The 26,426-nt window shown below is 37.3% G+C and carries 28 protein-coding genes and 1 tRNA gene; 14 read left to right on the top strand and 15 right to left on the bottom strand.

Annotated features, from left to right (window positions below):
• Positions 1-8: 8 nt before the first annotated feature.
• Together SOI85_RS04835 and SOI85_RS04830 are read right to left on the bottom strand one after the other, a co-directional pair.
• Positions 9-1,316 carry a hemolysin family protein gene (locus SOI85_RS04835; protein WP_320665087.1) on the bottom strand — a complete coding sequence of 436 codons (1,308 nt, stop codon included), beginning with the start codon at positions 1,314-1,316 and terminating at the stop codon, positions 9-11.
• Between the two features lie 13 nt (positions 1,317-1,329).
• Positions 1,330-1,402 (bottom strand) — tRNA-Ile (locus tag SOI85_RS04830).
• Positions 1,403-1,511: 109 nt separating this feature from the next.
• On the opposite strand from SOI85_RS04830, the gene pyrE reads away from it, so the two are divergent.
• Both pyrE and SOI85_RS04820 read left to right on the top strand, forming a co-directional pair.
• Complete coding sequence (gene pyrE / locus SOI85_RS04825) at positions 1,512-2,096, top strand: orotate phosphoribosyltransferase (protein ID WP_320665086.1); 585 nt, start codon at positions 1,512-1,514, stop codon at positions 2,094-2,096.
• Between the two features lie 42 nt (positions 2,097-2,138).
• Complete coding sequence (locus SOI85_RS04820) at positions 2,139-2,933, top strand: tRNA-modifying protein YgfZ (RefSeq protein ID WP_320665085.1); 795 nt, start codon at positions 2,139-2,141, stop codon at positions 2,931-2,933.
• A gap of 11 nt (positions 2,934-2,944) precedes the next feature.
• On the opposite strand, the gene SOI85_RS04815 is transcribed toward SOI85_RS04820, so the two are convergent.
• Positions 2,945-4,402 carry a TM0106 family RecB-like putative nuclease gene (locus SOI85_RS04815; protein ID WP_320665084.1) on the bottom strand — a complete coding sequence of 486 codons (1,458 nt, stop codon included), beginning with the start codon at positions 4,400-4,402 and terminating at the stop codon, positions 2,945-2,947.
• 53 nt (positions 4,403-4,455) lie between these two features.
• Between SOI85_RS04815 and SOI85_RS04810 the strand changes: the two genes are divergently transcribed.
• The gene (locus tag SOI85_RS04810; protein ID WP_320665083.1) at positions 4,456-5,916 is read left to right on the top strand and encodes a phosphoglucomutase/phosphomannomutase family protein; all 1,461 of its coding nucleotides are present in this window, start codon (positions 4,456-4,458) and stop codon (positions 5,914-5,916) included.
• A 17-nt stretch (positions 5,917-5,933) separates the two neighbouring features.
• The gene (rdgB, locus tag SOI85_RS04805) at positions 5,934-6,515 is read left to right on the top strand and encodes an RdgB/HAM1 family non-canonical purine NTP pyrophosphatase (protein WP_320665082.1); all 582 of its coding nucleotides are present in this window, start codon (positions 5,934-5,936) and stop codon (positions 6,513-6,515) included.
• Positions 6,516-6,540: 25 nt separating this feature from the next.
• Here the strand turns inward: rdgB and SOI85_RS04800 are convergent, their stop codons facing one another.
• The 3 genes from SOI85_RS04800 to fabI form a co-directional block, all read right to left on the bottom strand.
• On the bottom strand, positions 6,541-8,031 hold the full coding sequence (locus SOI85_RS04800; protein WP_320665081.1) for a carotenoid oxygenase family protein: 1,491 nt from the start codon (positions 8,029-8,031) through the stop codon (positions 6,541-6,543).
• 92 nt (positions 8,032-8,123) lie between these two features.
• Positions 8,124-8,732 (bottom strand): imidazoleglycerol-phosphate dehydratase HisB, encoded by a 609-nt coding sequence (gene hisB, locus SOI85_RS04795; protein ID WP_320665080.1) that lies wholly within the window; start codon positions 8,730-8,732, stop codon positions 8,124-8,126.
• Positions 8,733-8,768: 36 nt separating this feature from the next.
• A complete protein-coding gene (gene fabI, locus SOI85_RS04790; RefSeq protein WP_320665079.1) occupies positions 8,769-9,551 on the bottom strand; it encodes an enoyl-ACP reductase FabI in 783 nt (260 codons plus the stop codon).
• A gap of 118 nt (positions 9,552-9,669) precedes the next feature.
• Between fabI and SOI85_RS04785 the strand changes: the two genes are divergently transcribed.
• Both SOI85_RS04785 and SOI85_RS04780 read left to right on the top strand, forming a co-directional pair.
• Entirely contained in the window at positions 9,670-10,290 is a 621-nt protein-coding gene (locus tag SOI85_RS04785) for a thioredoxin family protein (RefSeq protein ID WP_320665078.1), read from the top strand.
• 53 nt (positions 10,291-10,343) lie between these two features.
• Positions 10,344-11,579, top strand: a complete 1,236-nt coding sequence (locus SOI85_RS04780; protein WP_320665077.1) for a DegT/DnrJ/EryC1/StrS family aminotransferase — start codon at positions 10,344-10,346, stop codon at positions 11,577-11,579.
• On the opposite strand, the gene SOI85_RS04775 is transcribed toward SOI85_RS04780, so the two are convergent.
• A complete protein-coding gene (locus SOI85_RS04775) occupies positions 11,523-12,083 on the bottom strand; it encodes an NUDIX hydrolase (RefSeq protein ID WP_320665117.1) in 561 nt (186 codons plus the stop codon). The genes SOI85_RS04780 and SOI85_RS04775 overlap by 57 nt on opposite strands.
• A 67-nt stretch (positions 12,084-12,150) precedes the next feature.
• On the bottom strand, positions 12,151-12,732 hold the full coding sequence (folK, locus tag SOI85_RS04770) for a 2-amino-4-hydroxy-6-hydroxymethyldihydropteridine diphosphokinase (RefSeq protein ID WP_320665076.1): 582 nt from the start codon (positions 12,730-12,732) through the stop codon (positions 12,151-12,153).
• A 45-nt stretch (positions 12,733-12,777) separates the two neighbouring features.
• On the opposite strand from folK, the gene bchD reads away from it, so the two are divergent.
• Positions 12,778-14,925 carry a magnesium chelatase ATPase subunit D gene (gene bchD / locus SOI85_RS04765; RefSeq protein WP_320665075.1) on the top strand — a complete coding sequence of 716 codons (2,148 nt, stop codon included), beginning with the start codon at positions 12,778-12,780 and terminating at the stop codon, positions 14,923-14,925.
• Positions 14,926-14,935: 10 nt separating this feature from the next.
• Here the strand turns inward: bchD and SOI85_RS04760 are convergent, their stop codons facing one another.
• Both SOI85_RS04760 and SOI85_RS04755 read right to left on the bottom strand, forming a co-directional pair.
• Complete coding sequence (locus tag SOI85_RS04760) at positions 14,936-15,778, bottom strand: MlaD family protein (protein ID WP_320665074.1); 843 nt, start codon at positions 15,776-15,778, stop codon at positions 14,936-14,938.
• 5 nt (positions 15,779-15,783) lie between these two features.
• Positions 15,784-16,566 carry an ABC transporter ATP-binding protein gene (locus SOI85_RS04755; RefSeq protein WP_320665073.1) on the bottom strand — a complete coding sequence of 261 codons (783 nt, stop codon included), beginning with the start codon at positions 16,564-16,566 and terminating at the stop codon, positions 15,784-15,786.
• Between the two features lie 203 nt (positions 16,567-16,769).
• Between SOI85_RS04755 and SOI85_RS04750 the strand changes: the two genes are divergently transcribed.
• A complete protein-coding gene (locus tag SOI85_RS04750) occupies positions 16,770-18,104 on the top strand; it encodes a gluconeogenesis factor YvcK family protein (RefSeq protein WP_320665072.1) in 1,335 nt (444 codons plus the stop codon).
• Here SOI85_RS04750 and SOI85_RS04745 read toward each other — a convergent pair.
• Genes SOI85_RS04745 through SOI85_RS04735 form a run of 3 tightly spaced genes read right to left on the bottom strand, consistent with a single transcriptional unit; the run spans position 18,098 to position 19,744 of the window.
• Positions 18,098-18,643: an NAD(P)H-quinone oxidoreductase subunit J gene (locus SOI85_RS04745; protein WP_320665071.1), complete on the bottom strand. Its 546-nt coding sequence runs from the start codon at positions 18,641-18,643 to the stop codon at positions 18,098-18,100. The two genes, SOI85_RS04750 and SOI85_RS04745, sit on opposite strands and share 7 nt — an antisense overlap.
• Positions 18,640-19,416: an NADH dehydrogenase subunit K gene (locus tag SOI85_RS04740; protein ID WP_414477801.1), complete on the bottom strand. Its 777-nt coding sequence runs from the start codon at positions 19,414-19,416 to the stop codon at positions 18,640-18,642. The genes SOI85_RS04745 and SOI85_RS04740 overlap by 4 nt, the downstream gene beginning before the upstream one ends.
• The gene (locus tag SOI85_RS04735) at positions 19,382-19,744 is read right to left on the bottom strand and encodes an NAD(P)H-quinone oxidoreductase subunit 3 (protein ID WP_320665115.1); all 363 of its coding nucleotides are present in this window, start codon (positions 19,742-19,744) and stop codon (positions 19,382-19,384) included. The genes SOI85_RS04740 and SOI85_RS04735 overlap by 35 nt, the downstream gene beginning before the upstream one ends.
• Before the next feature lie 131 nt (positions 19,745-19,875).
• Between SOI85_RS04735 and SOI85_RS04730 the strand changes: the two genes are divergently transcribed.
• From SOI85_RS04730 to SOI85_RS04710, 5 genes are all read left to right on the top strand, one after another.
• Positions 19,876-20,235, top strand: coding sequence for a rubredoxin (locus tag SOI85_RS04730; RefSeq protein WP_320665114.1), 360 nt, complete (start codon positions 19,876-19,878; stop codon positions 20,233-20,235).
• A 13-nt stretch (positions 20,236-20,248) separates the two neighbouring features.
• Positions 20,249-21,265, top strand: coding sequence for a photosynthesis system II assembly factor Ycf48 (locus SOI85_RS04725; RefSeq protein ID WP_320665070.1), 1,017 nt, complete (start codon positions 20,249-20,251; stop codon positions 21,263-21,265).
• 107 nt (positions 21,266-21,372) lie between these two features.
• Complete coding sequence (gene psbE, locus SOI85_RS04720) at positions 21,373-21,621, top strand: cytochrome b559 subunit alpha (RefSeq protein ID WP_320665069.1); 249 nt, start codon at positions 21,373-21,375, stop codon at positions 21,619-21,621.
• A 34-nt stretch (positions 21,622-21,655) separates the two neighbouring features.
• Positions 21,656-21,775 carry a photosystem II reaction center protein L gene (locus tag SOI85_RS04715; RefSeq protein WP_012194880.1) on the top strand — a complete coding sequence of 40 codons (120 nt, stop codon included), beginning with the start codon at positions 21,656-21,658 and terminating at the stop codon, positions 21,773-21,775.
• 17 nt (positions 21,776-21,792) lie between these two features.
• Entirely contained in the window at positions 21,793-21,987 is a 195-nt protein-coding gene (locus SOI85_RS04710) for a photosystem II reaction center protein J (RefSeq protein ID WP_320665113.1), read from the top strand.
• A 30-nt stretch (positions 21,988-22,017) separates the two neighbouring features.
• On the opposite strand, the gene mtnP is transcribed toward SOI85_RS04710, so the two are convergent.
• The gene (gene mtnP, locus SOI85_RS04705) at positions 22,018-22,965 is read right to left on the bottom strand and encodes an S-methyl-5'-thioadenosine phosphorylase (RefSeq protein ID WP_414477809.1); all 948 of its coding nucleotides are present in this window, start codon (positions 22,963-22,965) and stop codon (positions 22,018-22,020) included.
• Between mtnP and selD the strand changes: the two genes are divergently transcribed.
• Entirely contained in the window at positions 22,951-25,143 is a 2,193-nt protein-coding gene (gene selD, locus SOI85_RS04700; protein WP_320665067.1) for a selenide, water dikinase SelD, read from the top strand. The two genes, mtnP and selD, sit on opposite strands and share 15 nt — an antisense overlap.
• On the opposite strand, the gene SOI85_RS04695 is transcribed toward selD, so the two are convergent.
• Positions 25,126-26,367 carry a CCA tRNA nucleotidyltransferase gene (locus tag SOI85_RS04695; RefSeq protein ID WP_320665066.1) on the bottom strand — a complete coding sequence of 414 codons (1,242 nt, stop codon included), beginning with the start codon at positions 26,365-26,367 and terminating at the stop codon, positions 25,126-25,128. The genes selD and SOI85_RS04695 overlap by 18 nt on opposite strands.
• Positions 26,368-26,426 lie beyond the last annotated feature (59 nt).

The following is a 26,426-nucleotide window of genomic DNA, read 5'->3' as shown; positions in this document are numbered from 1 at the left end:
TTATGGTGTTAGGAATTGCTTGACCTTAACTCTTGAGAATCTTCTTCGGGAGAATCTTTGGTCAGGATTATTTTGACACGATTTATTCTTGGACCTTGCATAGAGATTATGTCAAATTTTGTTTTTTTGTATAAAAGTTTTTGCCCTACTATTGGAACTTTTTGGAGTTTTTCTAGAAGAAAACCTGCAATAGTATGATGATTATCTGATTCAGGTAAATCAAGATTTAACTGTCTATTTAATTCAATTATTTCAAAGTTTCCATCCGCAAGCCAAGCTAAGGGGTTACCGTCTATTTGAAGAAGATATGGCTCATTGATTTCAGTTTGGATTTCATCTCCAACAATTTCTCCTGTTAGATCAGTTGCAGTGATGAGGCCTTCAGTTCCTCCATGTTCATCAATAACTAGAAGTAAAGGATTTCCGCTTTTTATCAAAGGTAATAGCTCAGCTAATGTTGCTGTTTCCAGCACTTTTGGAGCCGGTTTTATATATGGTGCAAGTGGGGTATCCGCTTGCATTTCTCCATTTGAAATAGGTTCCGCAAGTCTTCGCAGGTCGAGAACTCCCAAAACATCATCAAGTGAATCTCCAGTTACAAAGAAACGCGCATGGCGAGAAATATGAACTTCCCTCATTAGTTCAGCGAAGCAAACTTCCCTTGGTAAGGTCACCATTCCAGAGCGTGGAATCATAACTTCTCTAACTTGAGTATCACGAAGCGCAAAAACACCTTCAAGGATATTTTTTTCATCAGGCAATAGCCCAGTTACACTTCCACTTTCAATGAGACTTTCCAATTCCCCTGCAGATAAGGCAGAGACAAGGGAATCCCATCTTGTGTTTAAACCAACCAATTTTAATAATAATGAGGCTATTTTTTCTAGGACATATAGGACAGGCGCCATGGTTCTCATGGCAATTTCCAAGAGAGGGGCTAGCTTAAGTGCAGCAGCTTCTTGTCTATTAAGAACTAAAGCTTTGGGAAGGAGTCCTGAAAGTAAAGTCGCAAGAATAACTATGCCTAAGAAGACAAATATTTTCCAGAAAGTTTTTGAAGTTTCGGAAGTTGTTAATTCATTTGTAAATTCATACCCAAACCAACCTAATGAAACAAGAGAAACAGTTACTCCTAATTGAGCAACCATTAAAGCTCTTCTCATTCTCCTCTGAAGGCGATGAATAGCCTGGGCTCCTTCTGTCCCTTCTTCAAGCAATCTTTCAACGCGACTTGGGCGTAACCTAATAATTGCAACTTCTCCAGCTGCAAAGAAAGCTGGTATAGCTAGCAATATGCCAAGAACGAAAACTTGCATTAAAAATGTTTGATGGGGGTGGCGAGGATCGAACTCGCCTAAGGCGAATTATGAGTTCGCTGCATTCACCAGATTGCTACACCCCCGGAAAGTTGATTTCAGGGATCTACTGGATAATAGGAAGGTTTTTCACTAATAATAAATGTTAGGGAAATAATTCAAAAATTCAGGAAGCTTAGCTATTCCCATTTTAATATGAATCCTTCAATAAAATCTAATCAGGCTATCAAAAACGAGTTATTAAATCTTCTGGCTCAAAACGCTTATCAAAAAGGAGATTTTACTTTGTCTTCAGGGCGAAAGAGTATTCATTATGTGAATTGCAAACCAGTAAGCCTTAGTGGGATTGGATTGAATCTAATAAGCACTTTGATGCTTAATTATGTTGAGCCTGAAGCGTGTGCAGTTGCTGGTTTAACTCTAGGAGCGGACCCTTTGGTTAGTGGAGTTTCTATGGCAGCCGCTCAGGTTAATAGAGATTTAAATGCTCTAATAGTTCGAAAGAAGCCAAAAGGTCATGGAACTGAGTCTTGGATAGAAGGTCCTTTACCTCCAAAAGGATCATTGATTACAATATTGGAAGATGTAGTTACGACAGGCCAGTCTTCTCTTAAAGCAGTAAAACCTCTAAGTGAGCTGGGCTATTCCATTAATAAAATTGTCGCTCTTGTTGATAGAAGAGAGGGGGCAGATTTAACAATTTCGAATGCTGGCTTAGTCCTTGAGAGTGTTTTTTCTATTGAAGAAGTATCAACAAGGTCGATTGACCTAACTAATTAAATGAATAACGTGGAAAATATTATTTGGGAAGCTAATTATAAAGTGATAAAGTTAACAGGAGAAGGTGTAAGGCAATTCCTTCATGGACAGACATCAGCTGATATAATTGGCGCACATAAAGAAGATTTTATAAAGGCATGTTGCTTATCAAATAAAGGAAAGGTTCGTGCTTTAATAGAAATTAAATTGAATTCAATAGGTGCAGATATTTTAGTTCTTTCAGGTAGTCATCAGGAAGTCTTGGAAGGATTTGACCGTGTGATTTTTCCTGCAGATAGAGTTCATATTAAATCAATAGATTGTATCAGAAGGGTTCAAAAAATATCTCTAGAAGAGACATGGAAAGAATCTATAGTTAGATGGATTGGAGATAAAAAGTCAATTGATAATATATTTAAGGGCTTTAGATTAGCAACATTGAAAGAAGTCGAATCTTGGAGGATAATGCAGGGTATACCACTTAGTGAAAAAGATATTTCTTCTGCAAGCAATCCAATAGAATTAGGACTCATTGATTTAATTGATTCCAATAAAGGCTGCTATCTTGGGCAAGAGATAATTTCTAAATTAATACGAGTAGGTTTAGTCAATAAACAAATACGTTTTTGGGAGTCAAATCATGAAATTAAAGTTAATACAGATTTAGTAGATAATAAGAAGGAATCAATTGCTGGTATTATAACTTCTTCTTGCAAAATTAGCGATAAAAAAACAATTGGTTTAGCCATGATAAAGAGACAGTATTTAAAATACAATACGCTTTTTTCGGTAAATAGTTATCATTCGATAAGCCTAAAAATTCCTATCTCATTTGCTCAATTAAATAATGATAGTTAGTATTATACTTGCTATAAGTTGTCTTGTGTTAACATCCAAGATGTAATGGCCCAAGTTGCTAAACAATCATCTTTATTGTAATTAAAAATATAGTTTAAATTTTTTGAAAAGCTTTTAGATAGTTTCCTTGAATTTTTCCATTGTCGCCACCACAATAGAGCCATAGATCCGTCAACACCTTTCATGTCCCAATCAAAGCCGATATGCTTTGCAACACTCTTAAGGCTATAACTAGTAAGAGGTAATACCCAATGTTTCTTTAATATATATTGAATATCAATAAACCTATTGCTAATAATTTGTATATCTGACCTATTTATATTCTGCCTATGCGCTAGTTTTGTAATTGATAATAGTTCAGTGTCTCCATAATGTAGTATTGGCCAATCTGGATAATTATTTAATTTTTTTCGAATTCTTTCCCAGATATAATTTTCATTATCATTGTTAATATTAAGAAGCGGCTGATATTTAATATGATCTAAACCCCAGCTTCCATTTTTATCATGCTTTAATTTCAAGAAACCATGAAGAAAATCATGTTTCTTATCTGGGTCAGATTCAATATCATATAGCAATACTCCAGGAGCATCTTTTAATTCTGGTAATGCTTCTAATTGGTTTATATGCTTTTCTTTATTTTCTATTTTTACCAAGGCTTGTTGAATAATTTTATTGCTAAGTTCGCCGTTAATATCACCTAAACTATCCTTAATTTGATTAGGATTAGACTTTGAAAGTTCTTCTAAATTAGTGATTCCAACTTTTTTAAGCATTTCTAATCTTTTCCCTCCAATTCCATTTACCTCGGTGAGGTGGCCTTGAGAGCTTGCTTCTAAGTTACATATTCCTCGCCACGAGCAAATTGCACATTTACGTCTGTTTTGTGTTAATGGAGGAGGTACTAAAAGTTTAAGATCTTTAGTGAGTTTATTAATACTTTCTAGAACTTGAACTCCAAGGCTTTCTGTAAGTTTTATAACTTCGATATCAAGTCTTTTCTCTTTCTTGCAAATTACAATAGCTTCATTAACCGGAGCTTCTTGATGATTTTCAAGAAGTTGTCCAGTTAATGAAAGAATAAGTCGATGTTCTCTTGTTAAATTGTTACCCTGTCGAGTTATGACGGGTCTATAAGAAAAATCTCCCCATTTACTCTTTCCATCAATTTTCTGAATTATTGCTGGGCTTGCTTGCAGTGAATAGCCTGATGAATTTTCCAATTTGAGTTTTAATCCAAGTACAAAAGGTGCTCCTTCTTGGCATGATCCAATACTTTTGCTTTTTGAATTCTCTAACAAGGAAATAAAGCTTTGGTGTTGATGATCTAATTGAAGTGTGCGGTGAGCTGACCAAAGCTTTTTGCTTTTATCTCCATAACTATCTAACCAAGCTTTTCTTCTGCAACGAATCGAGCTTCTAAGAAGGCGATCAGTGATTAAAATTGATTTATGCGTTGGGATTGCCATAAACAAAAGATAAGTCGGATGCCTTTTAGATCAAACCTATTAATTGAATACCAATGACAAAAAAGCCGTTACGTTTAGCTCCTCAGCCTATTTCATTTGGTACTGATGGCTGGAGAGGAATCTTGGGAGTTGACTTTACTCTGGAAAAACTTTTGCCGGTAGCTATTGCTTCTTCTCAAGAACTTAATTATCGGAAACCTTCTGATCTTCGAAGCCGTGAAATTATTATTGGATACGACCGTCGCTTTTTAGCTGATGCAATGGCTGAAGCTGTGGCGTCAGCAGTTAGAGGATGTGGACTTGAGCCTTTATTAACAGATTCTCCTGTGACAACCCCAGCTTGCAGTTGGGCAGTAAAAAATCATCAAGCGCTAGGTGCCTTGGTAATTACCGCAAGCCACAATCCCCCAGAATGGCTTGGATTAAAGATAAAAAGTTCACTAGGAGGTTCAGTAGATTCTGATTTCACTAAAGCAGTTGAGCAAAGACTTGAAGCTGGTGGAATAACCATTCCTGTAGATGGAAGAACAAATAGATTTGAATGTCGCAAAGAGCATTTAAATGGATTGAAAAGTAAATTTGATATCCCTGAAATTATTCGTGGACTTAAAAATGTAGGTTTAAATGTGATCATCGATCCAATGTATGGATCTGCTGCAGGTTGTATATCAGAACTTTTTTGTGATGCTCCTTCTGGATTGATTAGAGAAATAAATAGTCATTGTGACCCTTTATTTGGAGGTAACCCCCCTGAGCCATTGGCTAAGTATATTTCTAATCTCATCAACATAGTGAAAGTTTCATGTGATAGTGGAAGACCTTCTTTGGGATTGGTTTTTGATGGTGATGGTGATCGGATAGCTGCTGTAGATGAAAATGGGAATTATTGCAGTACTCAATATCTTATGCCGTTATTGATTGATCATTTGATTGGTATTAGGAATAGACCTGGATCCATTGTTAAAACTGTTAGTGGTTGTGATCAAATGCGATTAGTAGCTGAAAATTATCGAAGAGAAATTATTGAATTACCAGTAGGGTTTAAGTACATTGCACATGAGATGATTACTCAAGAAATATTAATTGGAGGAGAAGAGTCTGGTGGTATAGGCTTTGGATCACATATTCCTGAAAGAGATGCTCTCTATACTTCATTAGTATTGTTGGAAGCAATTTCTCAGGGAAAACAATTATTATTTCAAAGACTAGATGACCTTCAATTACGTTTTGGAAAAATATTCTTTGATCGAATTGATTTAGTATTTAATACTATTAATGAAAAAGATAGATTAGAATCTTTTCTTTCTGAGAATATACCTGATCTAGTTAATGGTAAAAGGGTTAAGCAGATTATTAAAATTGATGGAATTAAATTTATTCTAGATAAAAACTATTGGTTAATGTTTCGTTTTTCAGGGACTGAACCTTTGCTAAGAGTATATTCTCAGGCTCCAAGTAATGAAGATCTTCAGAGCACTCTTAATTGGGCAACCAAGCTAGTTAAGAGTTTATAAATAACCTTATTAATAAAATGAAAACTTCTTTAATAATAGCAACTAGAAATCAAGGAAAAATAAAAGAATTTAGAGAATTATTATCTGAATTTAATATCAATATATTGTCTCAACCTGATTTTATTCAAATTAATGAAAATGGAAATACTTTTGCTGAAAATGCCAGAATAAAAGCTTTAGAAGTTTCTGGAATTACGGGAGAATATTCATTAGCAGATGATTCAGGTTTATGTGTAGACTCTTTGAATGGTGCACCTGGAATCTATTCATCTCGTTATGCAAGCACAGATTCAGAAAGAATTAGTAAATTATTAAACGAATTGAAAAACTTTGAGAACCGGAAAGCAAGATTTAACGCAGCGATTTGTATTGCGAAAAAGGGAAAAGTAATTCTGGAGGTTGAAGGTAAATGTGAGGGATTAATTACCTATTTACCAAGAGGAAGTAATGGTTTTGGTTATGATCCAATATTCGAAGTTTTAGAAACAGGATTAACTTTTGCGGAAATGGAATCTGAGAAAAAAAAGACATATGGTCATAGAGGAATTGCATTCAAATTATTAAAGCCAGGGCTGAACAAACTTTTTGAAATTGGTTGAAAAATATTCCTTTAGCGAATTTTATTCAATTTGCAACCCAACTTCCATGTAAGCCATATGGAATCGCAATAGGTAATTCAATGACTGCTTGTTCAGAAAGATCCTTTGCTTTCAGAATTACTAAATCAGTCCCAACTCTCTCTCCATTCCAAGTCAAAACTACTATCCATCCATCATCTTCAATTGTGGAATGTGGGTTTGGAACCATTAAAGGTTCATTAACAAAACCTCTTGGTGCTGCGCTCCAGTAATGCTCTTCTCCATCATGTAGATCTAATTTCTTTATAGATTGAAGCGGACCATTACCTGATTTTCGCTCTGCGGTTGCCATCCAACTAAAACGTGCACTAAGTCCTTGATTATTAGGGTTGACCATTGCAAACTCACAGCATTGATTACTTAAAACCTCTAGCTCAAATTGACCTTTGTTTGGATTGATTGAACATCTTTTCAGAATACCTTCCGGTATTTCCTCAAAGTTAATTTGGCGAAAATCTTCCCCTGGCTCTATGGATGGAAAATCTTCATAAAAAATGCTTTCCAAAATTATTTCTTGGTCTTTTTCAAAAGCATTTAAGTGATGAAAAACAAATCCTTTAGGTGCATCAAAAATTAAAGGTGCTTTTCCTGAAAAACAACCGCTATCTCGAGGAATTAGCCAAAATTTTCCATTTGATTGAATATTAGATGTGAGGCATTGTGCGGCTCCTTTTTTACCTAATAAAAAGGGTATTGGATTGAAAGTAATTGCGTTTTGCAGAAATATTGCCCAATTTGGAGTTATTGCGAAGTCGTGTAGAAAAGCGAATCCATTAAAGGAATCTTTTCTATCACTTAAAAGATGACCTGATGCTTTCCCTTCATTTGCGAATTCCATCAATCTCAGTACACTTTTAGGTCCAGTTTTTACACCAAACGTAACCATTTTGGCCTCGCCATTATGCCCAGGATCAAATCTTGGATGAGCACTGAAGGCTTCTCCTTTTTTTAGAACTCCATTTAGATCTGAAATTCCATTTGTTCTAAGTGTTTTTAAGTTTAAGGAATAAGGACTAGCTGCTTCCCAGAGTGCAAGAAGTTCATCTCCTAGTTTGATGATATTTGTATTCGCAATATTTTTTAAACGAAGGTCGAAAGCATTTGCTATTTGACCACCTGGTTTTTGCGTACCAAAGACACCTCTATACAAAAATTTATTAGCTTTTTCTTCTTCTAACCAGGCTTCTGTTCTTATAAAACGATTACTGAAGGTTACTTTCCCATTTGCGAATTGCATTGAAGCAATCATTCCATCTCCATCGAAAGGATGGTGCACAAATTGCCCTCCTCGTTCTAATTGACCTGGCCCATTTCTATAAAAAGTTCCGCAAAGAGATTTTGGAACTTCTCCTCTGGTTACCTTGAGTTCAAGGTTTGATATCTCTTTGTCAACATTCCTATAGGCACTAATCCAATCTTCTCTATTGAAGTTAGAAACAGTTTCTTCTCGATTGATTTTTTTAGAGGATATAGTCATCAAATGGAAATTGGAATATGAGCTATATTCGCTTAAATTTCACCAACTTGTGAGGTTTTTCCCTAATTAAACAAGTTGAATTGAACAGGCATTTATCCAGCTTGTTCTAAGACTCCTTTGCTACTTGGTATTGAGCCATTTCTTCTTTGATCATATTCAACGGCCATTCTTAATGCTCTGGAAAAAGATTTAAAGCATGCCTCGATAATATGATGAGCATTTGAACCTTCTATTTGCCTTATATGTAATGTGAGGCCACTATTATTTACTACTGCTCCAAAGAATTCTTTAACCAGCTCAGTGTCGTAGCTCCCTACTTTCTCGACAGGTATTTTTAATCCATAAGCTAAATGAGGACGGCCTGAGCAGTCCAGTACTACTTGAATCAAAGCTTCATCTAAAGGGGCCATAAAATGACCAAAACGAAAAATACCTGATCTGTTTCCTAGTGCCTTTGATAGTGCCTGTCCAAAAGCAATCCCAACATCTTCATTTGTATGGTGATCGTCTATATGAGTATCCCCATTTGCAGTTACTTCTAAATCGAAAAGTCCATGGCTTGAGATTTGTTGAAGCATGTGATCGAGAAAAGGTATGCCGGTATTGATTTTGCATACTCCCTTCCCATCAAGATCTATACGAACAAAAACGTCCGTTTCTTTTGTTACTCGATGGATTTCGCCCTGCCTTGGTGAAGTCATATGTCTTATCTGGTGAATGAAATGTTGTTAGTTAAATCACATTCCGTTAATGCAATATCCAGCATCTACGTAAATTGTTTGACCTGAGATACCACTAGACAAATCACTCAGTAAAAATGCAGCGGTATTGCCAACTTCAGTTTGAGTAACAGTTCTCCTCAAAGGGGCCTTCTCTTCTACATTATGAATCATGTCTAGAATTCCACCTATAGCGGAACTTGCCAAAGTACGAATTGGCCCTGCACTTATTGCATTTACTCTAACTTGTTTCTCTGGACCAAGCTCAGCAGATAAGTATCGAACTGATGCTTCTAAAGCGGCTTTGGCTACTCCCATAACGTTGTAGTTAGGAATTGCTCTATCTGCTCCTAAATAAGTAAGAGTGACAACACCTGCTTTTTCTGTGAATAACTCCTTGGCATGCTTGCAAAGTGGCGCTAGAGAATATGCACTGATATCTAAAGCTCTAGAAAACCCTTCTGAACTAGTAGCACTGTAGTCACCAATTAACTCTTCTTTGCCAGCAAAAGCTAGACAATGGACTAGACCATCGAGCTCACCCCATTTGTCCTTTATTTCATTAAACACAGCTTCTATTTGAGAATTGTCTTGGACGTTTAAGGGAAGGAAAAGACTGGGATTTAATGGCGCCGTGAGCTCTTTTACCTTTGATTCGAATCTACCTTTCTCGTCTGGTAAATAAGTTATCCCCAGCTCAGCTCCTGCTTTGCTTAGTTGTTGTGCGATGCCCCAGGCGATCGAACGATTGTTTGCTATCCCAGTAACTAGGATTTTCTTACCACTTAAGTTTAGAAGCATCTTTCAAGAAATAATTTGAACCTTTTAAAGATTCTCTCTTATTCTGTGCGCAGATTTTATGTCCTGGGTTTATATATTTAATAAGACCCATAATTAGTAATGATTAAAACTGCAAAAAATGGTTAGAACTGCATCTAATATGTTGCCATTGGGCACCAGGCTCCCAGCCTTTGAATTACCTGTTGTAGAAGGGATAGAGCTAGGCCCTTTTTACGGAAAAGGCTGCAGAAGTATTAATCAAAAGATGTTTTCACTTAAGCCAATATTATTTATGCTCATATGCGCGCATTGTCCATTTGTAAAGCATGTAGAAAATGGACTAACAAATTTGCAGGAAGATTATGGAGAGAAGATTTATATGATTGCTGTCTCTAGTAATAGTTTGATTACTCATCCGCAAGATGCACCTGTATATCTTTCCAAGCAAGCAAATACCAATGGCTGGAGATTTCCTTATTTATTTGACCAAGATCAACTTTTAGCCAAATCACTTATGGCAGCTTGTACCCCTGATTTTTTTCTTTTTGCACCTTCCTTGATAAATGGAGAGCATGAATTGCAATATAGAGGTCAACTTGATGGAAGTAGGCCAGCTAATGGAATACCTGTTACTGGGAAAGACTTAAGGCAAGCTTTAGATAAAGTTTTAAATGGAGAACCAGTCAATGTTGATCAAAATCCTTCTATTGGCTGCAACATTAAATGGCATCCAGGGAAAGAACCTTTTTGGTTTGGGTGATTTTTAAATGAAAAATAAACAAATTTTTACCGTGAACAATTAGTGTGCCTTTTATGAAGGTGCCTCCATTTAGTCTTGATAAACAATTGTCCGAGATTGGACAAGAGATTAATAATGCTGTTTTAAGAGTCCTTGAAAGCGGAAAATACATAGGTGGAGAAGAGGTTAGATGTTTCGAAGAATCATTTTCTCGATATATAGGAACTAACTATTCAGTGAGCTGTAATAGCGGGACAGATGCTTTGGTACTTGCGTTAAGGGCGCTTGGAATAGGTAAGGATGATGAGGTGATAACTTCTTCGTTCTCTTTTTTTGCGACTGCTGAAGCTATAAGTAATGTCGGTGCGAAGCCGGTTTTTGTAGATATAGAAACGAATGGATATTTAATTGATCTGAATTTGATAGAAAAAGCAATTAACTCAAAAACAAAAGCAATATTACCTGTGCATCTTTTTGGATGCCCTGTTGATATGGATAAGATTATGGATCTTGCAGGTAAGTATCAATTAAAAGTCATTGAAGATTGTGCTCAAGCGGCTGGTGCTAAATGGAAAAATAAATCTGTAGGAAGTTGGGGTGATGTCGGATGCTTTAGTTTTTTCCCTACTAAGAATTTAGGAGCTGCAGGTGATGGAGGTGCTATTACTACCAATGATGATCATCTAGCAAGAAAGATAAGAGAGCTTGCAGTTCATGGAATGCCTAAAAGATATTTTCATACAGAGTTAGGTTATAACAGTCGCCTAGATGCTTTGCAGGCAGCAATTTTAAATGTAAAGCTACCAAAACTCTCTGATTGGATAATTCAAAGAGAAAAAATTGCATTTCGCTATATCAAAGCTCTTAAGCAATTACCTGGAATTCATATACCTGACTATTCAAATAATAAGAATATTATTCATGGATGGAATCAATTTGTTATTAAAGTAACTAAATATTCTTATCAAGAAAATGATCAATCCAATCAATTGCCTGATATGGAAGGACCATACAATAGTAAGACTAGAGATATCTTTAAATTGAAGCTAGATGAATTAGGTGTTCAAACTATTATTTACTACCCAGTGCCAATTCATCTTCAGCCTGCATATAAGGTTTTTAAGAATTCTTTTGAAAATCTTGATAGAACAGAGGAGACGTGTAGTCAAGTATTAAGTCTTCCTATCTTTCCAGAAATATCTGAGGAGCAACAAGACTTTGTTATTAATGCAATTAAAACGCTTATTAATGAATCAAGAGTTGAGGGCCTGACATGCTCTATACCAGGCCGTAATACTTTTCCCGTCTAAGGCTTCTTCCCCGCTTGAAATCTTTTTGTCTAACTCATCTTTTTCCATTAATAAAACTTCTATGTCTTCATCTATATCTCCCGCTGGCTTCTCTTCTAATAGTTTAAGATCTCTTGCTAAATAAATATTTATAATCTCATCTGAGTATCCAGCGCATGGAATCATTATTCCTAAAGAATCCCATTTAGAAGCTTGATACCCACTTTCTTCCCCAAGCTCTCTTTTTATTGAACTAAGAGGATCTTCTCCAAGCTCAAGAGTCCCTGCTGGAAACTCGAGCAATCTTCTTGAAACTGCAAAACGATATTGTCGAAGAATTACTACTCGTCCATCATCAGTAATAGGTACAGCAAGTGATGCGCCAGGATGTTTAATAATTCCAAACTCATCTTTAATTCCCGTAGGTAGTTCAATTTGATTGATTTCAAAGCGAATTTTTTTAGCATCAAGTGATGCAGTTGTTTTAAGGACTTTTGATGGTTCAATAGGCGGCAAATTCGCCATAACTAATTGAATAAGATATATAGATAATGGCAACTTCATACGCAAGATGCGAAACTCTCAAATCTTTTTATTCAGTCCAACCTTTTCTAGGAGGTAACTGAAGAGGTTTTGTGTCTGTAGTACTTAAGACTGAGGAAAGTGGGGTAATAACAAAATTTCTATCAATAATCCGAGGATGAGGGAGTGTCAGTTTTTTATTATTTACTTGAAGATCGCCCCATACAAGAATATCTAGGTCAATAGTTCTAGGACCCCATTTTTCAATTGACCTTTGTTTATTACGCCCAAAAGATTTCTCTATAAGGATTGTTCTTTCTAGTAAATCTAAGATGGCTACTTCTGTAGGATTTATTTTCTCTAAGATTGGACCATTAATTAAAACAACTGCATTTATGTAATTACTTTGTTGAGTTGGCCCACCTATTGGCTTTGTCTCAAAAAGTGGTGACCATTTGTAATGAATTCCTTGGGATATATCTTCTTTACTTGTATTTTCTTTAAGCAATGAGGTACACCACTCATTAATTATTTTGGTTAATGATTCCCTTGCTGCTACTAAAGTAGTTGCTGGAGGTCCAATTTGACTTGCAATATTTGCCCCTAAAGCAATTGCAAGAGTTCTGGGAGGTGGAACTATAAAAGTACTCATTAGTTCATAATCAAAATAGAGGAATTTGATTTTTCATTTAGTGCAATGGTCGCTAGTCAAGAAAATCCTACTTATAACTCTTCTGGGACAGAGGGTTCCTTAGCTAAAGATATAGCTAATAGATCATTCCCTTTGGCTGCTATTACAGGCCATGGAACACTAAAACTTGCTTTAATGCTGGCTGCGGTTGATCCATGCTTGGGAGGGGTAATCATTGCAGGTGGTAGAGGGACTGGTAAGTCTGTTTTGGCAAGAGCATTACATGCTCTTATCCCTCCTATTGAGATTCTGGATACAGATAACTCTCAGGAGAATCAATCTGAGGATTTATGCCCTCTATCCATAGGAAGGAACCTTGATCCAAATGCTTCTGATGAATGGGACCAGTCCACGAAAGAATTTTTAGAAGAAAAATTAGGCTTTTTTAGCAAGAATTTATCTTCCAATGATCTGCCTGTAAAAGTTGTTCCTGCTCCTTTTGTTCAAGTTCCAATTGGGGTTACGGAAGATAGGTTAGTTGGATCTGTTGATGTGACTGCTTCTCTCAATAGTGGAAGTGCTGTTTTTCAACCTGGATTACTCGCTGAAGCACATAGAGGTGTTCTGTATATAGATGAATTAAATCTCCTTGATGAAGGCATAGTGAATTTGATTCTTGCTTCGGTAGGCTCTGGTGAGAATAAGGTTGAGAGAGAAGGGTTAAGTCTTACCCACCCATGTAGACCATTATTAATTGCTACTTATAACCCCGAAGAAGGAGCTGTAAGAGATCATTTGTTGGATAGATTTGCAATTGTTTTATCTGCGGATCAATTAATAACCAATGAACAGCGCGTTGAAATAACACAATCTGCAATTGCTCATGGCGAGTCTAGTGAGAAATTTGCCAAAAACTTTCAAGAACAAACTGAAGCTTTATCTACCCAACTTTTATTGGCAAGGCAATGGTTAAAGGATGTGAAAATCACCTCTGAACAAATTAAATATCTCGTCACAGAAGCAATTCGAGGAGGTGTTGAAGGCCATAGATCCGAACTGTATGCAGTACGAGTAGCTAAAGCTCACGCAGCTCTTGGAGGAAGAGATCAGGTGGAGGCAGAAGACTTGCAAGTGGCTGTTCGTCTTGTGATTGTGCCAAGAGCATTGCAACTCCCGCCACAAGAAGAGCAAATGGAGCCACCACCTCCTGAAGATCAGCAGCCACCTCCTCCTGAAGATCAGCAGCAAGATGACTCACCCGAAGATGAATCCGAAGAGGACGATGATGATGCCCCTGATGAGGAGTCATCTCCTCCCATCCCAGAAGAATTTATGCTTGATCCTGAGGAATGTGCAGTGGACCCGGACCTTTTGGTTTTTGCATCGGCCAAATCTAAAGCAGGTAATAGTGGCAGTCGCTCTGCGGTGTTAAGTGATAATCGAGGAAGGTATGTTAAGCCGATTATTCCTCGTGGCCCTGTTAATAGAATTGCTGTAGATGCAACATTGAGATCTGCTGCTCCTTATCAAAAAGCTAGGAGGGAAAGGAATCCTAATAGGAAAGTAATAGTTGAAGAATCTGACCTCAGGGCAAAGTTATTGCAAAGAAAGGCAGGTTCCCTAGTTATCTTCTTGGTTGATGCCAGTGGCTCAATGGCTCTTAATCGTATGCAAAGTGCCAAAGGAGCAGTCATTCGTCTTCTCACGGAGGCTTATGAAAACAGAGATGAAGTTGCCTTGATCCCCTTTAGAGGGGAGCAAGCTGAAGTCTTGTTGCCTCCTACTCGATCAATTACAGCTGCTAAAAGGCGACTAGAAACAATGCCATGTGGAGGAGGATCCCCCCTCTCACATGGCTTGACACAAGCTGCAAGGGTTGGTGCTAATGCTTTGTCTACTGGAGATCTCGGTCAAGTTGTAGTTGTTGCTATAACTGATGGCCGTGGAAATATTCCTTTAAGTAATTCTTTGGGTCAACCACCTGTTGAGGGAGAAGATCCTGTTGATCTCAAACAAGAAGTTATTGATATTGCAACCCGGTACAGGTCTCTTGGTATTAAATTGCTAGTTATTGATACGGAAAGAAAATTTATTGCTAGTGGTATTGGAAAAGATATGGCAGATGCAGCAGGAGGAAAGTATGTTCAATTACCTAAAGCTAGCGATAAGGCCATAGCTTCAATTGCAATGGAAGCTATAAGTTCCGTTAATTAAATAAAAATATCTATTTATAGACATCATTAAAGAATTTACTTAATCCAATAGTTACATCTCTTAAGGCTGCTATAAGCTCTTTATCACTTGTAATTTGTTCAATATTAGTACTTAATTTATCTATCTTATTTGTTAAGGATCTTGCTGAACCTGCCGTATTAATTAAGTCATTCAATGTCTTCGGATTATCAATTGTGGCAAGTATATTATTTAAATGAGATGCTGCTTCTATTAATTCAGTAATTATAGGTTTAGCTCTAATAAGCTCCTTTTTTGATAGGAGAATTAAATCATCTAAATTTTCTTGTGTTTTATCAAATTGCTCCATTGATTCCAACATATCTCCAAGCACATCTTCTTCTTCTGCTCGTAAGACAATCTTTTGTAGCTCTTCTGTAAGTGCTGAAATACTCTTTAGTTTCCTTCCTTCAATTTTATCTCCATTGCAGACAATCTTATTATTATTGCATTCTTTTGATATAGGCAGTTTGTTCTCTGCTAAAGGAAGGCCAAGGCTTATTAAGGAGACTTGAGCATCTCCTCCTAACACTGAATTTGTAATTACTTTTGCATAAACTGGTTTAGTTAATATTAGATTCTTATTGTTAATTTCTATCTTAGCTTCGACTGATTTAGGCGTGAATTCAATCTTTTTGACTGATCCAACTAATATTCCCCGATAGCTAACTGGCGACATTTCTGACAGTCCACTTGCATCTTTGAAAGTGGCAGTTATGCTCCAAGAATTTGAGCTGAAGCGAACTCCTCTTAACCAGAGCATTGCCCCAGAAAAAACAACAATTCCACCAATTAAGGAAAATCCTACACAGGCATCACGAAGGCTGCGACGCATAAAAATTAAATGTCCATAGGTTGCATTGGTCCTTGAAGATTACCTCCACGGAACTGTTTTACATAAGAATTATCACTTTGTTTAAATTCATCTATTGATCCTTGCCATTGGAATTGACCTCCATAAAGCAAAATAACTCTTTCAGCAGAACGCTCTATGGTGCTTAAAACATGGCTTACGACTATTGAAGTTCCTTTCGCAAAATCAGTTGTTTTTACAATTAAATCTTCTATGCGGGTACAAGCGATTGGATCCAAACCTGCAGTTGGTTCATCATATAAAAGTAATGGCATTAAGCAGTCCTCGGTGGATTCATTTATTAATGCTCTAGCAAAACTAACTCTTTTTTGCATACCACCACTTAATTGACCTGGGAATTTATCAGCGACATCATATAAACCTACTTCTTTTAGGCAAGAGTTAACTTTCTTATGTATTACTTCTTTATTCATTTCCCCAGACCTTGTCAAAAGAAAACCTACATTTTCCTCAATTGTTAATGAAGCTAAGAGAGCAGGGTTCTGAAATACAATCCGAACATCAGGAGGATTATTTTGATCTAGTCGAAGGTAATTCTGTTTTTGCCCGAATAATTGAATATTTCCACTTGAAGGTAAAAGTAGACCAGCTAGTAATCTAAGTATTGTTGACTTACCTGAGCCAGATGGACCAACAATTGCTAAGCGCTCTCCAGGATTAATTGAAAGATTAAGATTATTTAGAACAGGAGTAGCTTTCCATTCCATTGTTAAGTTCTTGATTTCTACCGCTGGTGTGATGCTTGGCATTCCTGAATCTGAAACTCACTCTTTCATCTAATTCTGCCTTGAATGTTTAATTAGTGAAGTCTCATGAGACCCTTCCTAATTTTCTTATAAGGCATTTAAGAACGATCTTATTAAAGAAAACATTGAAAAGTCGTAGAAAACTTGCACCAAATTTTTTTAAGGTCAAGAAAAGATCTTTGAGATCTTTTTATAAAAGTAACGTGATGCAACGTTCTCAAAGAGCCATTAGATGGCTTCTGCCAGGATTGGTTGTCAAGCGTTGGATGTTCACCTCTGGGTTCGGATTATTAATTGGTCTTTTGGGAATTGTTATTTGGACTGATTTTCGACCTATTTATTGGTTATTAGAAATTCTATTTTTTTTACTCGGAGTAATTACGACATTTCTTCCTATTAGCTTTACTGGTCCATTTATTCTATTAATAGGAATCGGTTTGCTTATTTACGGACAAAGCAGGAGTTTTCAATCTATCTCGCAAGCTTTAGCGCCTTCAGAAGGTACTTTCTTAGTTGATGCATTATTGGCAAAGAGTAAGTTAAATAGAGGGCCTAATATTTTAGCTATAGGGGGAGGAACAGGTTTATCTTGCTTACTTACAGGTTTGAAGAAATACAGCAGTAATATCACAGCAATAGTAACTGTTGCTGATGATGGAGGTAGCAGTGGAATACTTCGTAGAGAACTTGGCATGCAGCCACCAGGCGATATTCGAAATTGCTTGGCTGCTTTATCTAGAGAAGAGCAATTATTAACTCGTCTTTTTCAATATCGCTTCCCATCTGGTAATGGATTGCAAGGTCATAGCTTTGGGAATCTTTTCTTAAGTGCTTTAACTGCAATAACTGGAAGTTTTGAGAGTGCAATTACTGCATCTAGTCGTATTCTTGCAGTGCAAGGACAGGTAGTTCCTGCGACTAATGTTGATGTAAGGCTATGGGCAGAACTTGAAAATGGAGAACGAATATATGGGGAATCAGCAATAGGAAAGGCATGTAGTCCTATCGTAAGAATAGGTTGCTTACCAGAAAGACCTCCAGCCTTGCCAAGTGCAATTGAGGCGATAAACAATGCAGACATAATTATTCTTGGCCCAGGAAGTTTGTATACATCTTTAATGCCTAATTTACTTATCCCAGAGATAGTCGAGGCAATACAAAGAAGCAAAGTTCCCAAGCTATATATATGCAATTTGATGACACAACCAGGAGAGACAGATGGCTTGTCTGTTGAGGGCCATATCAGAGCAATAGAGGCTCAGCTAGCAAGTCTGGGAATTACAAAAAGAATCTTTAATAATATTCTTGCTCAATCTCAATTAGTAGATTCCCCTTTGATTGATTACTACAGATATAAAGGGGCTGAGCCAGTTTTATGTGACAGAGAAAAACTTATTGCTCAGGGCTATAGGGTTATACAGATGTCATTTCAAGGAGACAGGCAATCAATAACCTTGAGGCATGATCCAAAAAGTTTAGCTATAGGAATAATAAGATTTTATAGAAGATATAGAAGAACTCAAAAGGTTAAACCTCAATAAGCATCTTGCATCTCATAAAAGTCTGGTTGTACATAATCCTTCCTAAGAGGCCATCCTTTCCAGTCTTCAGGCATTAATAACCTTTTTGGATGAGGATGACCTATAAAATTAATTCCAAACATGTCATATGTCTCTCTTTCTTGCCAGTCTGAACCACGAAAAAGTCCATAAAGGCTTGGGACAGAAAGATCTCCATCTCTTTCTAGAAATACTTTTACTCTGACTTCTCTTGGCTTCGATTTCGCATCGAAATCTTTGATTGATATTAAATTGTAGAAGCAAACAAGTTGTTCCCCAGGTCCTTCGTCATAACCACCTTGGCATTGAAGATAATTAAATCCCTCTGCCTTCAATGCAGAAATAATTTCGTATAAATTATGTGGTTCTACTGAGATGATTTCAATACCAAGATGATCAGGTTCTAAAACAGTATGAATTAAATTTCTTTTGGATAAGCAAATACTTGCTTCTCCTGCTTTGGGTCCAGTTATCTCTTGAGAAATTTCTTCCCCTGGATTATCGAGGTTTTCTTCTGTCATTGAATTACTTGATTTTCAGAAATACTTATTGGATCATTTTGATTGTTTATTTTGAAAGCTTCCTCATTAGCTGGCTCTAATGCAGCTTTTTGAGTTTCTGCCTTTAAATATTTACCTGTAATCTCAGCTGGTATCCTTTTCATTTTATGTGGAATAGTTATATATCTGTGTGTTTGAGTAATTTTTGATCTTTCTAAAAATGATTCATTGCCAACTTTCTTACGAAGTTTGATGACAGCATCAAAAATCGCCTCTGGTCTGGGGGGACAACCAGGTAGGTAAAGATCTACAGGTATTAATTTGTCTACTCCTCTAACAGCTGTTGTTGAATCTGCGCTGAACATTCCTCCAGTAATTGTGCAAGCACCCATTGCAATAACATACTTTGGCTCTGGCATTTGCTCATAAAGTCTTACAAGTGCGGGGGCCATTTTCATAGTGACTGTTCCTGCAACTATTAAAAGATCAGCTTGCCTAGGTGAACTTCGGGGAACTAATCCAAACCTATCAAAATCAAACCGCGAACCAATTAATGCTGCAAATTCAATAAAGCAGCATGCAGTGCCATATAAAAGAGGCCATAAGCTACTTAGTCTTGCCCAATTGTGTAGGTCATCAAGACTTGTAAGAATAATATTCTCACTTAAGTCATTAGTGACTTGTGGAGCACCTATCGGACCGCAAGTTGCAGCTCGAAGATCGCGAATTGTTGTATCAGATGGATACTCTTTCAATGCATTAGCTCCATTCGAGTGCTCCTTTTCTCCATGCATATGCTAGTGCGACAACCAAGATTGCAATAAAAATAAGTGCTTCTATGAAAGCCAGCAATCCCAGACGATGAAATGAAACTGCCCAGGGATATAGAAATACTGTCTCAACATCAAATATTACAAAAACAAGAGCAAACATGTAATAACGAATATTAAATTGAATCCATGCACCACCTATTGGCTCCATTCCTGACTCATATGTGAGCTGTGTTTCTCCAGCTTTGCTAGAAGGGGAAACCAGTTTATTTGTTACCAATGCAAGTATGGGAACAGCACTTGAAAGCAAAAGGAAACCTAAGAAATAGTCATAACCCTCAAGGGAAAACATAAGATCATGCTTATTTTCTATCATTTTGGCACTCATTTTTGCTCTTAGTGCAGATAGAGTTGAGTTGTGTGAGTGTGCAAACTGTGATGGATGAAGTTAACTCTGTTTCCCAAAGCAAGAAGACGGGTCAAATGGATCCATCAACTAATGAAATCCTTGTAGCTTCAAAAGAAGCTATAAAAGAACATCGATTTCAATGCTGTGGATGTGGCTATATCTATGACCCTCAAGAGGGTTTGAAGAAATTTGACATTCCTAAAGGCACTGCCTTTTTAGAGATAGATAAATCTAAATTCCGCTGTCCAGTATGCAGATCGGGTATTGATGCCTATAAAGATATAGGCTCTAGACTTAAGCCTAGTGGTTTTGACGAAAATCTTAGTTATGGATTTGGTTTTAACACTCTTCCCTCAGGGCAAAAAAATGTATTAATTTTTGGAGGCTTGGCATTTGCTGCTGCTTGCTTCCTTTCTCTGTATTCTCTGCGTTAAAAGTCTCATCGTTATGAATAGTTTTTTCTCTAAATCTTTGAATTTATTACTAACAGTCGTTATTGGTTTTTTCCTAAGCGGATGTGTTGCTACAAGACTTCCCCAAGCGAGTTCTAGTCCCTGGGAAATAGTTAACCTTGAGACGGAATCCAATCCTTTAGATATTTCCTTTGTAAATGATCAGAAGGGATTTCTTGTAGGGACTGAACGTTTAATCTTAGAGACAGATGATGGTGGGAAGGTCTGGCATGAGAGAAGTTTAGAAATACCTACTGAAGACAATTTTCGTTTAGTTAGTGTTGACTTTCTTGGAGATGAAGGATGGATTGCTGGTCAACCTGGTTTAGTTCTTCATACAAATGATGGAGGTAAAAATTGGACTAGTCTTTCATTGGGGAATAAATTGCCTGGAGATCCATATTTAATAAAAACACTAGGCCCAGATTCAGCTGAACTGGCAACTACAGCAGGTGCTATCTATAAAACAATTGATTCTGGAAAAAATTGGGAAGGTTTGGTTTCTGATGCTTCAGGCTCTGGTGGAATTCGTGATTTGAGAAGGAATGAAGATGGAAGTTATATAAGCGTAAGTAGTTTAGGTAATTTTTTCTCTGTTCTTCCACAGGGACAAGAAAATTGGGAACCACATCAAAGAGCAAGTAGCAAAAGAGTACAAAGTGTTGGTTTGCAACCAAATGGCGATTTATGGATGCTTTCTCGCGGGGCAGAAATCAGATTTCTTGAAGATTCAGATGATTTAGACAGTTGGGGGAAAGCAATAATTCCTATTTTGAATGGATATAACTATTTGGATATTGCTTGGGACCCTAGCGACATTATTTGGACTGCAGGAGGCAATGGAACCTTGTTATCCAGTAGGGATGGTGGAGAATCATGGGAGAAAGATCCTGTTGGAGACTTGGTTCCTACTAACTTTATTCGCATTCTTTTTACAAAGAGTGGTCCAGGAGATACGACAAAAGGATTTGTATTTGGAGAGAGAGGAAATTTATTGAGATGGCTTGGATAAATAAAATTTATATATAAATTCCGCAACGCTGTGTAACCACCTGATTAAGCATTTACCTAGTTCAGTTCGAGCCTTGATAAGATCTATGAGCTGATTTGCGTAAGGCTATGGCTGCCGGCTCCACAGGGGAACGCCCGTTTTTTGAGATCATTACAAGTGTCCGCTATTGGATTATCCATGCAGTGGCTCTTCCCGCTATCTTCGTAGCAGGTTTTCTATTTGTATCTTCAGGCCTTGCCTATGACGCATTTGGAACTCCTAGACCAGATACTTACTTTCAAGGATCTGAATCGAAGGCTCCTGTTGTTACTCAAAGATTTGACTCCAAGGCTCAACTTGATTTGCGCCTGAAATAAACAACATCACCATTGAGTGATCATTTTATTATCCATGCAAGTTAATCCCAACCCAAACAAACTTCCTGTTGAGTTGAACAGAACAAGTCTTTATCTTGGACTGCTTCTTACTTTTGTAATGGGAATTCTTTTTTCAAGCTACTTCTTTAACTAAATTCATCCCAATTTTCAATCATGAGTACCAAAGGACCCGATGGACGTTTGGGGGATAGGCTCCCTGATGGACGTCCAGCTATTTCTTGGGAGAGGCGCTGGACAGAAGGAGCTCTTCCTTTATGGCTAGTAGCAACTGCTGGGGGAATTGCCGTTATTTTTGTTTTAGGAATATTTTTCTACGGTTCCTACACAGGTATAGGCTCGGCTTGAATTATCAATAAAGTCGACTGGCTTTGATAATTAACTTTTAGAAAACAAGCCCCAGTAGGGGCTTGTGAATATGTCAATTTTTTCTCTTGTCAAATCAGGCACGATGTCCTTATTTGTCAAGAGACCGCTTTTTAAAGCACTATGAGCTGCACTACGCGGTCTTAACTGATCTATTTTGAGAGCAGTGGCCGCAACTATTTTTTTGCCAATAAATGCATTGGCTTTTAGATTTTCAATAACCATTTCTACTGTTACATTTTCATGATTTTGATTCCAGCAGTCATAATCAGTTGCCATGGAAAGGGATGCATAGGCAATTTCTGCTTCCCTCGCTAAGCGAGCTTCAGTATGGTTAGTCATTCCAATAACTGAACAGCCCCAGCTTCTATAAAGTTCAGATTCTGCTCTGGTTGAGAATGCCGGCCCTTCCATTGCAAGATAAGTGCCTCCACGATGAATTTGCCTGCCTTCAGGAATAATTTTTTCTGCTTCTTCCGCAAGTACCTTTGAAAGTATTGGACAAAATGGATCTGCCATTGTTACATGAGCCACAACGCCTTCGCTAAAAAAAGTTAGGGGCCTTTGATGCGTTCTATCGATAAATTGGTCAGGAATTACCATGTCTAGAGGCCTTATTTGCTCTTGAAGAGAACCAACTGCTGAAGGGGATAATATCCATCTCACTCCTAATGAACGCAAAGCCCAAATATTCGCTTGGTAAGGTATGTCTGTTGGTTGAATTGTGTGATTTCTTCCATGACGAGCCAGAAAAACCACTTCCATTTTGCCTAATTTCCCTATACGTAAGGCATCAGAGGGCTTGCCATAAGGTGTGTCTAGATGTATTTCCTTTACTTCTTCAATTGAATCAATTGAATAAAGTCCACTCCCTCCTAATACTCCCAGCCTCGCTTTCTCTAGAGAAAAAGTACTTGGTTCATTATTTTTCATTGAATTGGAAAAATGTTGTTTGATCATCTTGTTCTTGCTGGTGGAGGCCATTCTCATGCTTTGATGTTGATGCGATGGGCGGCAAATTCCCAGTTCAGACCAAAAGGTTTAATCACTCTAGTTAATAGGAACAGTACAACTATTTACTCGGGAATGTTTCCTGGAGTTATTGCTAGAGAATATTGTTGGAACGATGCACAGATTGATTTACGAGTATTAGCTGATAGAGCAGAAGTTGTTTTAGTAATTGATGAGATTTTGGGATTGAATGCAAAAGAAAAAACTTTATTTCTGAAACATAGGCCAAATCTTAATTTTTCAAGAATTAGCCTTGATTTTGGCTCTAGTACAAATACCAGTAAATTTAATCAAAGCTTAAATTCAGAAGCATTGGCTATCCCAATCAAGCCATTTAATAAAGCATTGGATTTTATAAAGAGTGAAGATATCAGATCCTCTGCTAGCAAAGAAAAAACATTTTCAGTAATTGGTGCAGGATTCGCTGGTTTAGAAATAGCTTTTGCTTTGAGAAAAAGATGGCCTGAGCGCCCTTTGCAATTGCAATTTACTTCTAAGAAGTTAAGTGAAAAGATCAAAAATGTTCTTATCTCAGAAAGGATTTCTCTTGTGGAGAGAGATGTTCCTATTAGTGGACCGGCCCTTTTGTGTACAGGAAACCAGCCTCCGGAGTGGATTAAAAATAGTGGACTGCCTTTAGAAGTATCAGGTCGTATATCTACATTGGCAACTTTTCAATCAACTCTTTATCCGTATGTTTTCGCTGTTGGCGATTGCGGTGTACTTAAAGAATCACCTCGACCTCCTTCTGGTGTATGGGCGGTTCGGGCAGCAAGTAAGTTGGCGAGAAACATTGAGAGACAAACTGAAGGTAAAAAATTACTTGTTTGGAAACCTCAAAAAAGAGCACTTCAAATAGTAGGTGGCCCTTTTAAGCCAGAGGTTGATTTAGCTTGGGCGTTTTGGGGCGAGAAGCTTATAGGCCCTCACCCTTGGATTTGGTTCTGGAAGAAATTTATAGATCGAAGATTTATGAGGATGTTTGATGATATTTCAATGATGGCGAGTCATTCACAAAATGACGATGAAAAAAAACTTTGCAGAGGTTGCGCCGCAAAACTTGCTTCAGAGCCGTTACGAGAAGCTTTGAAGGAGAGTAACGTTAATGGACTAGAAAATAATTCAGAAGATGCGGCACTTGTTTTTAAATCTTCTTCGGGTGAAAATTTAATTCAAAGCGTTGATGGTTTCCCTTCTCTTATAAGTGACCCTTGGCTGAATGCAAGACTTACAGCACTGCATGCATGTTCAGATATTTGGGCAACAGGAGGAGTTGTTATTTCTGCTCAGCCTATTGTAACTTTGCCGGCTGTTCCAGATGGGGTCCAAAAAGAGCTATTAGTGCAAGTCTTAGGAGGTATTAGATCTGCATTAGAACCACAAGATGCTCGAATTATAGGAGGACATACTCTTGAATCAAGAAGTCAAACCCCTGGAATAATTGCTAATGCAATACAAATATCTTTAAGTGTTAATGGTTTAATTAGTAGTGAAAATAAAGCTTGGAACAAAAATGGTCTTCAAGAAGGAGACGTTATTTTACTAAGTCGATCTTTAGGTAGTGGAGTCATTTTTGCTGCATCGATGCAAGGAGCTGTTGATCCAAGTGATTTGGATTTCGCAATTGCACAGATGAACTTGAGCCAGCATTCCCTTTTGTTAAATCTTTTTAATAAGCAATCTCAACAATGTAACTCAGATGCTTTTCATGCCTGTACGGATATCACTGGCTTTGGATTGCTAGGACATTTGTGGGAAATGCTTTCGTCAAGTAATTCAAAGCTTCTTGAGAATGAATTAACACCATTAAAGATTATTTTGATGGCAGAAGCTATTCCTTCTTTCCCAGGAGTATTAAGACTTTTAGCAGCAGGTCATAGGAGTACATTCGCTTCTGCTAATCGTAGATTTTGGCGTCTATTTGAACCTAAAGGGAATATGGGGTCTTGGTTTGAGTGGGATCTTGGAAATATTCCTTTGGAGAGTAAACATCATCAGCAGATAATGGAATTAATTGTGGATCCTCAAACTTGTGGCCCCTTGTGCTTGGCATGCTCTTCATCTATAGCTGATGAATTAATAGATGAAGGTGCATGGATAAAGATTGGTTCAGTTCATTCCATCTAATTTCTCCTTCCTAAGTCGTTTAAGTTCCGCTTTTAAGGATGGACCAGGAGCCCATCCTTGTGTTATTAATTCATTTGCGCTTATAGGTGATTTCTCTAATCGCCAACTCTTAATCCATTTATACAAAGGTTCCCGGAGAGGGTGGTTGAGACATATTGCAATTGCGATACTATCTTTATCCCATTTATTTTTTTCAATTGCTTCGCACCAATCAGAGGGCAACCAATTTATATATGTTTGTTTCTCATGGATTTCATTAAAGAATTCTTGAATAGCAATACTCTCGACAAGGATCTTTTGTTTTCGTTGAGCCAATTGTAATCTTTTTGCTAACTGTATTGGATTTGAAGCGCTAGCAATAAATGCTATTAAAGGACTTATCTCAAATTTCAATGCCAAATCCAATCTCTCACTCCAAGTTGAATCTGATTGCAGTTGGTTATCTAATAGAATTAATGCCCCCCAGTTTTGTAAATATTGAATTGCTTTCTTAAAAGGTTCTTGAGAAAATAAGAGTTCAAGTTCCATTCGAAGCCTAGTACTTAAAGCAGCCGGAGCTGCTTCACTAGTATCATCTGGTTTCCAGTGCCATGGCCACTTATCAAGTGTAGACTGAACTTGATAAAGGCTTTTAGGTGACAGCCTTAAATCAAGTCTTGATGCATATCTTGCGGCTCTGATTATGCGAGTAGGGTCATCTTCAATACTTTTAGGATGAATTAATTCTAAGTGACGTTTTTTGATTGAATCCCTACCATTATGTAGGTCTATTAAAGTATTACTTGTAAGTTCTAGTGCTATAGCATTGAGTGTGAAATCACGTCTTCTAAGATCTTTTTCTATTGTCGTTGAAATTGTCTTTGGGTTCTCTGCTGATAAAAGATATTGATCTTCTCTTGCACTGGCCACATCCACAGGGAAATCGTCAATCTTCATTTCGATAGTTTGAAAAAGTTTATTTTCTCGAACTATCTCTACCCTCTCCGTACCAATCTCTTGCTCAAGCACTTTGGCAAGTATAAATGGTTCACCTTCAATGATGAGGTCCAAATCTTTTGGCATAGATATTGGATGTTTGAAGTAGAAATGAAGTAGATGATCTCTTATAACTCCTCCTGTTAAAGCAATTCGCTTGATTCCTGCTCTTCTCGCGGCAAGCTTAATTGTCTCCAATAGATTTCTTGGAAGACATAATTCCTTTGTATCTAAGATAAACTCCTCCATTCTCTGGATTTATTCTTACGGAAAATTATTAGATGTATAGAAGAAAACAAGTATCATAT

This window comes from Prochlorococcus sp. MIT 1223 (assembly GCF_034092465.1).
In the GTDB taxonomy this organism is placed as follows: Bacteria; Cyanobacteriota; Cyanobacteriia; order PCC-6307; family Cyanobiaceae; genus AG-402-N21.
The sequence above is the reverse complement of the archived record's forward strand: the minus strand, read 5'-3'. Positions and strand labels throughout refer to the sequence as shown.